Source organism: Micromonospora phytophila (genome assembly GCF_023656545.1).
Taxonomy (GTDB): Bacteria; Actinomycetota; Actinomycetes; order Mycobacteriales; family Micromonosporaceae; genus Micromonospora; species Micromonospora phytophila.
Map to the genome: position 1 here is coordinate 1 of NZ_JAMOKF010000475.1, position 3,264 is coordinate 3,264.

The 3,264-nt window shown below is 73.2% G+C and carries 3 protein-coding genes and 1 pseudogene; 1 reads left to right on the forward strand and 3 read right to left on the reverse strand.

The window, feature by feature from the left end; all coding sequences use genetic code 11:
• On the forward strand, positions 1-420 hold a 420-nt coding region (locus NCC78_RS29870; protein WP_250798713.1), incomplete at its 5' end, for an FHA domain-containing protein.
• 80 nt (positions 421-500) lie between these two features.
• Here NCC78_RS29870 and rocD read toward each other — a convergent pair.
• The 3 genes and pseudogenes from rocD to NCC78_RS29885 all read right to left on the reverse strand — a co-directional run.
• Positions 501-1,715 (reverse strand): ornithine--oxo-acid transaminase, encoded by a 1,215-nt coding sequence (gene rocD, locus NCC78_RS29875; RefSeq protein WP_250798714.1) that lies wholly within the window; start codon positions 1,713-1,715, stop codon positions 501-503.
• The gene (gene ddaH / locus NCC78_RS29880) at positions 1,712-2,527 is read right to left on the reverse strand and encodes a dimethylargininase (protein ID WP_250798716.1); all 816 of its coding nucleotides are present in this window, start codon (positions 2,525-2,527) and stop codon (positions 1,712-1,714) included. Before ddaH ends, rocD begins: the two co-directional genes overlap by 4 nt.
• A 352-nt stretch (positions 2,528-2,879) precedes the next feature.
• Positions 2,880-3,264 (reverse strand): annotated as a pseudogene (locus NCC78_RS29885) (thrombospondin); the annotation flags it as partial.

The following is a 3,264-nucleotide window of genomic DNA, read 5'->3' on the forward strand; positions in this document are numbered from 1 at the left end:
CTCGCGGTCCGCGTCGGCGGGTTGATCCGGCGCCGGTTCGTGCTCACCGAGGACCAGCCGGTGGTGGTCGGGCGGGCACCCGAGCAGAGCGGCGGAATCATGCTCGGCCAGTGGCTCAACGACGAGGCCCGCCGCTGGATCAGCCGCGGCCACGTCCGCTTCGAGCTGCGGGTCGGCGAGGTGATCGTCACCGACGTCAGCACCAACGGCTCCGGCATCCGCCCGGGCGGCTCGATGACCGAGTCCGACCGCGTCCCGCTGGCGCCGCAGCAGTCCCGGGTGCTGGCCGGGGGCGACATGGTGGAGCTCTACCCCGGGGTGCAGATCGGCCGTCCCGGCGAGCTGCCGGCCGGCGCCCCCTACACCCCCGCGTCGGTCATGGCCGAGGCCCCCACCATGGCGATGCGACTGCCCCGCTGAGCGCGCCGGTCGCGACCGGGAGACGAACGACGGCGGGCGCCGGGACCGTGGTCCCGACGCCCGCCGCTGTCGTACGGGGCTCAGCCGGCCAGGACGGCGGCGAGCTGGGCGACCGCGTGGTCGATCTCCTCGGCGGTGATCACCAGCGGGGGAGCGAGCCGGATCGTGGCGCCGTGGGTGTCCTTGGCGAGCACGCCCCGCTCGGCGAGCCGCTCGCACGCCTCCCGGCCGCTCATCAGCGTCGGGTCGATGTCGAGCCCGGCCCAGAGACCCCGGACCCGGACGGCGACCAGACCCTTGCCGAGCAGCCCCTCCAGGCCCGCCCGCAGCCGGGCGCCCAGCTCGGCCGAGCGGCGCTGGAACTCGCCGGTGGCCAGCAGCCGGACCACCTCGGTCGCCACCGCGCAGGCCAGCGGGTTGCCACCGAAGGTGGAGCCGTGCTGGCCCGGCTTGAGCACGCCGAGCACGTCCGCGTTCGCGGCGACCGCCGACACGGGCACGATGCCGCCGCCGAGGGCCTTGCCGAGCAGGTACATGTCCGGCACGACGCCCTCGTGGTCGCAGGCGAAGGTCTCACCGGTGCGGCCCAGGCCGGACTGGATCTCGTCGGCGATGAAGAGCACGTTGCGCTCGGTGCAGACCTGGCGCACCCCCGGCAGGTAGCCCTCCGGCGGCACGACGACGCCCTGCTCGCCCTGGATGGGCTCCAGCAGCACCGCGACGGTGTTCTCGTCGATCGCGGCGGTCAGCGCGGCCAGGTCGCCGTAGGGGACCACCGTGAAGCCCGGGGTGTACGGGCCGAAGTCGGCGCGGGCGTCCTCGTCGGTGGAGAAGCTGACGATGGTGGTCGTCCGGCCGTGGAAGTTCCCCTCCGCCACCACGATGTTCGCCTGACCGGGGGTGACGCCCTTGACCTGGTAGCCCCACTTGCGGGCCACCTTGATCCCGGTCTCCACCGCCTCGGCGCCGGTGTTCATCGGCAGCACCAGGTCCTTGCCGCAGAGCGCGGCCAGCTCGCGGCAGAAGTCGGCGAACTGGTCGTGGATGAACGCGCGGCTGGTCAGGGTCAGCCGATCGAGCTGCGCGTGCGCGGCGGCGATCAGCTGGGGGTGCCGGTGGCCGAAGTTGAGCGCCGAGTAGCCGGCCAGGCAGTCGAGGTAGCGACGGCCGTCCACGTCGGTCAGCCAGGCGCCCTCGGCGGAGGAGATCACCACCGGCAGGGGGTGGTAGTTGTGCGCGGTCCAGCGCTCCGCGTCCCGCACGGCACCCGGTGTCCGCAGCATGTCCTCGATCACTTGCTCGCCTTTCCCTGACGGAGTCGCAACGTGCAGCACTTCGGTCCGCCGCCGGCCTTGCGCAGCTCGGACAGGTCGACACCGATGGTCTCGTAGCCCCGGTCGCGCAGCTGCGCGGCCAGCCCGGTGGCCTGCGCGGGCAGCACCACGTGCCGGCCGTCGCTGACCGCGTTGAGCCCCAGCACCTCGGCGTCGGCCACGGTGGCGTGCACCGCGTCGGGGAAGAGCCGACGCAGCACGGCCTGGCTGCCGGGCGAGAACGCCTCCGGCAGGTACGCCACGGTGCGCTCGTCGAGCACCGTGAGCGCGGTGTCCAGGTGGTAGAAGCGCGGGTCGACCAGCTGCATGGTGATCACCGGGTAGCCGAAGACCTCCTGCAACTGCGCGTGCGAGGCGTGCGCGGTGCGGAAGCCGGTGCCGGCGAGCAGGTGGTCGCCGGCCAGCAGGACGTCGCCCTCGCCCTCGTTGACGTGCTTCGGGTCGTACATCTCAAAGCCGGCGGCCTCGAACCACGCCCGGTAGGCGGGGGCCTCGTCGGCGCGCTGCGGGTCGCGGAACTGCACGGCCATCGCCTTGCCGTCGATGACCGTGCCACCGTTGGCGGCGAAGACCATGTCGGGCAGGCCCGGCACCGGAGTGATCTCCTCGACGGTGTGGCCCAGGTCCCGGTAGGTCTGGCGCAACTGCTCCCACTGCCGGATCGCCAGGTCGGCGTCGACCGGCGCGGTCGGGTCCATCCACGGGTTGATCGCGTAGTCGACGGCGAAGTACGTCGGCCGGCACATCAGATAGCGCTGGCTGGTGGCGTCCATCGTCATGTCCTGCTCCCAGGGGTCGGGCGCGCCCGGCCACCTTCGGCCCGCGGGCTGGCGCCGTTGCTCAACGTTATGCGGCCTAAGCGGTGGCATCCACCGCTGAGAGTTGCGCAGGCCGACTGATCGTTGCGTCTGGAGCAGGGTGGGCGACGTTTCGTTGCGTGAGGTGCTGCGGAGCCCCGCGCGGTCGTCCGGCGGGCGGGGGAGCGGCCCGGAAAACACTTCGGGGGCGGCGAACCGCCGCCCCCGAAAAAGGGTGTGCCCGGCTGGTGAACCACCAGACCTCTCGGGCGTCGCCGGTGAACCACCGGCGGTGCCGGCGCACCGCCGGCGGGCCGTACAGTGCCCGCTAGAAGCGGTCCGCAAACTGTGAGTCGAGCCACTCGCGGAAGCGGGTCACCCAGTCGCCGTCGGTGGTCGGCCAGTCGAACTGTCCGGTCATCGCCAGCACGCCGAGGACCACGGCGCCCAGACCGATCGCGATGCCCAGCAGCGCGTCGGTCTTGCCGGCGATGTGTCGCCGCCGGGTGGCCATCAGACCGAGCACGGCGAGCACCGCGCCGACCGCGCCCAGCGCGATGCCGTACCCGGCGAGCGTGCCGGTGAGCACGAAGAGCGCGGCCGCGACGGCGACCACGAGGCCGAGGGTGGCGAGCAGGCTGGCCCGGGGCTTCGGACCGGCGACCACCGGCCGCTCCGGCGCGTGGTCGCCGACGCCGTCGCGGTCCCGGTCG

Excerpts from the sequence above, each read along its gene's own strand:
- ddaH (WP_250798716.1), bottom strand. The coding sequence starts at position 2,527 with ATGGACGCCACCAGCCAGCGCTATCTGATGTGCCGGCCGACGTACTTC.